Annotated in this window: 5 protein-coding genes and 1 tRNA gene; 4 read left to right on the forward strand and 2 right to left on the reverse strand. The window is 64.9% G+C overall.

From position 1 onward, the window contains the following. Positions 1–149 precede the first annotated feature (149 nt). Entirely contained in the window at positions 150–632 is a 483-nt protein-coding gene (locus tag EUC46_RS12135; protein WP_277750495.1) for an NAD(P)H-binding protein, read from the forward strand. A 288-nt stretch (positions 633–920) separates the two neighbouring features. On the opposite strand, the gene EUC46_RS12140 is transcribed toward EUC46_RS12135, so the two are convergent. Next, on the reverse strand, positions 921–2,483 hold the full coding sequence (locus EUC46_RS12140; RefSeq protein ID WP_128774423.1) for a GNAT family N-acetyltransferase: 1,563 nt from the start codon (positions 2,481–2,483) through the stop codon (positions 921–923). Positions 2,484–3,011: 528 nt separating this feature from the next. Next, a tRNA-Arg gene (locus EUC46_RS12145) sits at positions 3,012–3,087 on the reverse strand. A 173-nt stretch (positions 3,088–3,260) separates the two neighbouring features. On the opposite strand from EUC46_RS12145, the gene EUC46_RS12610 reads away from it, so the two are divergent. The 3 genes from EUC46_RS12610 to EUC46_RS12615 are packed head-to-tail and all read left to right on the forward strand — an operon-like array spanning position 3,261 to position 5,469. Continuing rightward, a complete protein-coding gene (locus EUC46_RS12610; protein ID WP_164918837.1) occupies positions 3,261–4,259 on the forward strand; it encodes a siderophore ABC transporter substrate-binding protein in 999 nt (332 codons plus the stop codon). Next, complete coding sequence (locus EUC46_RS12155) at positions 4,256–5,311, forward strand: ABC transporter permease (protein WP_206646003.1); 1,056 nt, start codon at positions 4,256–4,258, stop codon at positions 5,309–5,311. Before EUC46_RS12610 ends, EUC46_RS12155 begins: the two co-directional genes overlap by 4 nt. Further along, positions 5,308–5,469: a hypothetical protein gene (locus EUC46_RS12615; RefSeq protein ID WP_164918838.1), complete on the forward strand. Its 162-nt coding sequence runs from the start codon at positions 5,308–5,310 to the stop codon at positions 5,467–5,469. Before EUC46_RS12155 ends, EUC46_RS12615 begins: the two co-directional genes overlap by 4 nt. Positions 5,470–5,568: the final 99 nt, after the last annotated feature.

Here is a 5,568-nt window from a genome sequence, read left to right on the forward strand (position 1 = left end):
CCATCTCAGAAGAACATCGTGTTCCTTCTGCGTCACATCCACTTGCATGCAGGTATTCTACAGCGAGCGGCACATGATTTCCAGACTACTAAACCACAGAATACGATTTTGTTTCATTTCGGCTATACTATGGCGCCGCGAAAGCGCTGGTGGATGCCCTCGCGGGGCGGAGCATTCCCGTCGCCTTGATGAGCTCAATCAACGTCACCCGAGGCTCGGGCGCCTACGCAAACCTCATGAACTGGAAGCGACGCGGCGAGCGCATCCTCCGCGCCAGCGGCGCACCGCTGACCATCATCCGTCCCGGCTGGTTCGGCTCTAACGAGCCACGCGCGATCCTCCAGCAGGGGGACGTCCAAGAGTACGGCTCCGTCGCCATCGAGCATGTTGCGCAGGCTCTCATCGCCGGCCTGGAGCACCCCGGCTACACGGTGGAGCTGTTCTCCGGGCCAGGCGCACCGGTTGCTGACTGGGGGTCGGCATTCGGCGCGTTGCGCATGGACGTGCCGCGGGCGCTCGACGGGTTCGCCGACCCGGCGACCCTGCCCGAAGCATCGGAACCCGAGCCCGTGCGCACCGCGCTCACCCGGGCCCGAGCTCTCGACCGCAGAGACCGTCGTCCGAGTACATGAGGCCACCCCCATTGCCTTCTACACGCGGCTCGGTCTCCGGCTGGAATCGGGTGGCGCCGATGATGACACGCCGGCTTCGCCGGCGACGGCGTGCGGCTCGTGCTCGGCCCCGACGGCAATCACATCGATCTGTTCTGCACCATGTGACCCGCACCGCATCACCGGTGCAGGTGTGGATGCGTCGCGGTGCTATCGGTGCTGTCGGGGCGGCACGAGGGTGACGGCACGGCCGGAGGCGCACTTCGACCGCCCAGGGAGCCGGTTGGCTGAGAGCCGCTATGTGTCTGGTTAGTCTTCGGGCCAAGGGTCAGAGGGGAGGCGAGTGGCCATAATAACGTCGTAGGCCTCACCGTCGATGAGGAACTTCTCGCGCGCCACGCCCTCGACGAGGAAACCCGCGCGCTCTGCAACCATTGCACTTCCGAGGTTATTCACCCGGTAACCCAGCTCTAAGCGGCGCATACCCTTCTCATCAAGCAGCCGGTTCGCGAATTCCCGCACCAAATGGCTGGTTATACCGCGCCGACGGGCGCGCGGGTGCGACCAATAGAACACCCACGCCGACAGATTCTGCTCGTCTAGGGACGCAGCCACCATCGCAAAGACACCCTCCGCATCCGCTGCGACAAGACTCTCGTGCCCTTTGGATGTGAGGCGCGCAATGTACCTCTCGGCGCTGGCGAGATCGGTCACGCTACCTTGTCGCTTCATTTCCGGATCGCCCAGAAAGGCCTCCAGCACCGACGGCGCATCGTCGTGCGTCGGCGGGCGCAGCTCCCAGTCACCCACTCGGTCTTCTCGCTTCACGTGGTGCGACCCGTGCCGGATATTGTGGGTCATGCGCTTGGTGAAGTTGACCAACTCGTAATGCCCGACCGGGGTACGACCGGTTTCCTGATACCCCATGCGAGTGTAGAGCCGGATATTCGCGCTATTGTGCTCGCCGGTGAGCAGGCGAATCTCACGGATGCCCGGGAGCGCGGCCTCGGCTTCGCGCAGCAGTCGGGTGCCGATCCCTTGCCCTTGAAGATCGGGGGCCACGACCAGACAGCACAGTTCCATCACATCGCCTGAGCGCCGCAGACGAACGGCCCCGATCAGCCGCCCTTCGCGGCGAACGCCGAGAGCGGTCACCTGCGGGTCGGCGAGTTCATCACGCAATTCGTCGAGGCTTTGAGTCAACGGCGGGAGCCCGACGTCATCGTGGACCACCGCCTCCATGGCATACGCCGCCCGTTGAAGAGTCAGTATCTCACCGGAGTCGGGCATGCCGAGCACTGTTACTCGAGCCGCGGCGCCGCAGCCGGGTTCCTCCATCTGCCGAGGCGATAACCTCTTGCTCAGATACAGCTTGAGCGAATCGTCATTACAGCAGTCATCATTCTGTTCAAGAACTCTTGAGTCATACCACACTCCAGAACCGTCGGGCACATACCCTCTTTTGATATAGAGCCTTTGAGCGCTTCCGTAGCCGTGATGAAGCCCCACGGCGAGGGTGACTTCATCAGCGAGCTTCGCTGCGTCTTCCTCTACGACACTGAGAATGGTGTCGCCTATGCCCATCCCCTGATATTCATTGAACACCCTTAAGTCCGATATTTCGGGCTTATCGCCCCCTTTCCACGGTCCGCTCCGGGGGACGGGAATCAAAGTGCAGTATCCGGCGATCTCGCCTTGTTGTTCCGCCACGTAGACGTTCCTGGTTCCTTCTTCTTGTTCGGCGAAGTATTCTAGATAGGTCTCCGCCCTGCTTTCCCGCCCGTATGATCGGAGCGCTTTGGCGAACGTCTCGGCATCGCTTTTCAACATGCTTCTTATTCTAAGGCCGGCGTTTTCGAGATAGATCTTCATGCAATTCACCCCCAAGCCTCTAATTCTTTCTGCCGCCTTTTATGATACCGCTTATTCTCCGCTCGGGCTTCCTTAGTCCGGATCGTCCGTGGATTGACGGGTTGATCGGCGTGCGGACGTGTCGCGCGCCATAATTTCTTGGCAGGGCGGTCGTACGGGTTCTGAAGGAGGGTCTGACTGCGGGAAGACGGCCATCGATCCCGGGGGAGAATGAAGACTCGGATCGAGTCGAGTGCGCCGGCCGGGGAGGTCTTCGATCGGGGAGGCCGCCGGTGACCTGCCGTCCCGACGTGCAGAGGCGGCGGCCTCGCGCGGGGGCGGGCCAGTTGACACGATCTGCCGCTGCCCCGGCGCGCGGAGACGGCGCATTGGGCCCGGGACGGGTTTAGCTGCGGCAGTGCCGCTGCCCCGGCGTGCGGGCGCGCTGGATCAGGTGGTCATGGTGGAGGTCATTAACTCCGCCGCTGCCCCGGCGTGCGGGCGCGCAGCATGGCGAAGCCCCCGCCGGGGTCGGTGGGGGCGCGGGGGTGGCGCCCCGAACAGGATTCGAACCTGCGACCTTCTGCTCCGGAGGCAGACGCTCTATCCACTGAGCTATCGGGGCTCGCTGGCGGACTCTACCAGTGCAGCGCCTCGGAAATGAAACCAGGACCCCAGAGGGTCTGCACATGAGTAGCGCGTGTCACATGGCGTGCCTTTACGAAGATATGTAAGGCTAACCTAGTAAGAAAAGACTGGCGTGACGAAAATGTCCTGAGCCCCCACCCTAGGAGCACCATGACCACCCGTCGATCCTTCCTGTACCTTGCCGCCGCTGTGGGCACCGCCTCCCTGGCCGCCTGCTCCTCCGGCTCCTCAAGCGACGCCGGGGCTCCCGGCTCTTCCGCCGGAGCCTCTGCGGGAGTGACACCGGATGCGAGTGCCTTCCCCGTGACTGTCACTCACGGCAAGGGTGAGCTCGCCCTTGAGGCCGCTCCGGAGAAGGTCGTGGTCCTGGACATTGCTGCCATGGACACCCTGGTGGCCCTGGGGGTGTCGGACCGCGTTGTCGGCATTGTCTCCAATGGCGACACCCTGCCGACCGACCTGGGCGACTACTACGCCTCCGCCGAGGTCGTGGGCACACTCCACGAGCCGGACGCCGAGAAGATCGACGCCTTGGGGCCTGACTTGGTGATCGTGGGCGGACGCTCCGCCGACACCTACGACTCGATCGCCCAGAACTTCACCGCCCTGCTCATGCCGGGCAGCCGTGAGACGGCCTTCGGGGAGCGGCTCACGGGCAGTGCCGAATTGCTGGGCCAGGTCTTCGGCGTGTCCAGCAAGGCGACGGAGGAGCTGGCCGCCTACACGGCCAAAACTGAGGAGGTCAAGGCCACGGCCCAGGGCATTGGCAAGGGACTCATCCTCATGACCTCCGGAGGCGAGGTCACCGCCTTCGGGCCCGGCTCGCGCTTTGGACTCATCCACGACGACCTTGGCGTCACCCCCGCCATTGAGGACGTTGAGGCCGCCACCCACGGCGAGGCCATCTCCTTCGAGCTCATTAACAACGCCAACCCCGACTGGCTCTTCGTGATCGACCGCGACGCCGCCATCGGTGAAAGCGGTCAGGCCGCCAAGGAGGTACTCAACACCGAGCTGGTCACCTCGACCACCGCGTGGACCAAGAACCAGGTGGCATATTTGGACGGCCAGCGCTGGTACATCATTGGCGCCGGCCTGCACAATGCCCCCGCCATGGTTGACGAGATCTCCACGGCCATCACTGCATGACGCCCCCGCAGCCGGTGGCCCGTGCCGCCGAGGCGCCGGGTGCCCGGGGGGCCGCTTCGCGCGGCCCGGCGGTCACGGGACGTACCGGCCATCGCCTGCTCCTGGTCGGCATGGTGCTGGTGCTGGTGGTCCTGATGCTGACTTCAGTGTCTGTGGGGGCGGCGGACATCAGCCTGGATGGCATCTTCACCAATGGTGTTGCCGGCAGGGATGCCCGTGTGGTCATGATCTCACGGCTTCCTCGCACCCTCGCCGCCGTCCTGGCGGGGGCCGCCCTGGCCATGGCCGGTGCCCTCATGCAATTGCTGGTGCGCAATCGCTTCGTGGCCCCCTCAACGACGGGCACCGTCCAGTTCGCCACCGCCGGCATTCTGGCCGCCACCATTGTGACCCCTGCGGCCTCCGTTGCCGCCAAGATGGGGGCGGGCGCCCTGAGCGCCATGATGGGCTCGGCTCTTTTCCTGTGGTTACTGCGACGCCTGCCCACTCACCGTCCCGACGACGTCGTCGTGCCCCTGGTGGGGATCATGCTCGCCGGGGTGGTGGAGGCCGCCACCACTTTTGTGGCGTGGCGTAAGGACCTCATGCAGACCATGGGCGCCTGGACCAATGGCGACCTGTCGGGGATCGTGGCCGGGCGCTACGAACTCTTATGGGGGGTGGGCCTGGTGGCGGTCGCCACCTGGCTGGCCGCCGACCGTCTCACCCTGGCCGGGTTGGGGCGCGACCACGCTGTGGGCCTGGGCCTGGGCTACGACCGCACCATGGCACTGGGGCTGGCCATGGTCTCGGCGACCAGTGCGGTGACCGTCGTCGTGGTGGGGGCCCTGCCCTTCCTGGGCCTGGTGGTGCCCAACATTGTCTCCATGATGGTGGGGGACCATCTGCGGCGCTCGCTGCCCTGGGTGGCCGTGGGCGGGGCGGTCATGGTCCTGGGCTGCGATGTGGCCGGCCGGCTCGTGCACCGGCCCTACGAGATCTCCGTGGGGGTCATGATGGGCGTCGTCGGCTCCCTGCTCTTCCTCATCCTGCTGCTCAGGAGGACGAGGTGAGACGCCTGGAGCGCGTCGGGCCCGGATGGCGCCTGGCGATCGTCACCGTTCTGGCCCTGGCCGCCATCGCCCTCTTCATGACCTTCGAGGTGCGCAGCCTCCACTCCGCCCTGCGCTTCCGCCTCCCCACCCTAGTGTCGCGTGTCGTTAGTGTCTAGACGGTTGGGTGTTTGGGAGTATGTGGGTATGGCTCATCCTGGTGCTCCTGGTCTTGTGCTTCGTGATGGTGATGGTGAGGAGCTTGGGCGTTGGTTGCG

It is taken from the genome of Actinomyces oricola (assembly GCF_004104015.1).
Classification (GTDB): Bacteria; Actinomycetota; Actinomycetes; order Actinomycetales; family Actinomycetaceae; genus Actinomyces; species Actinomyces oricola.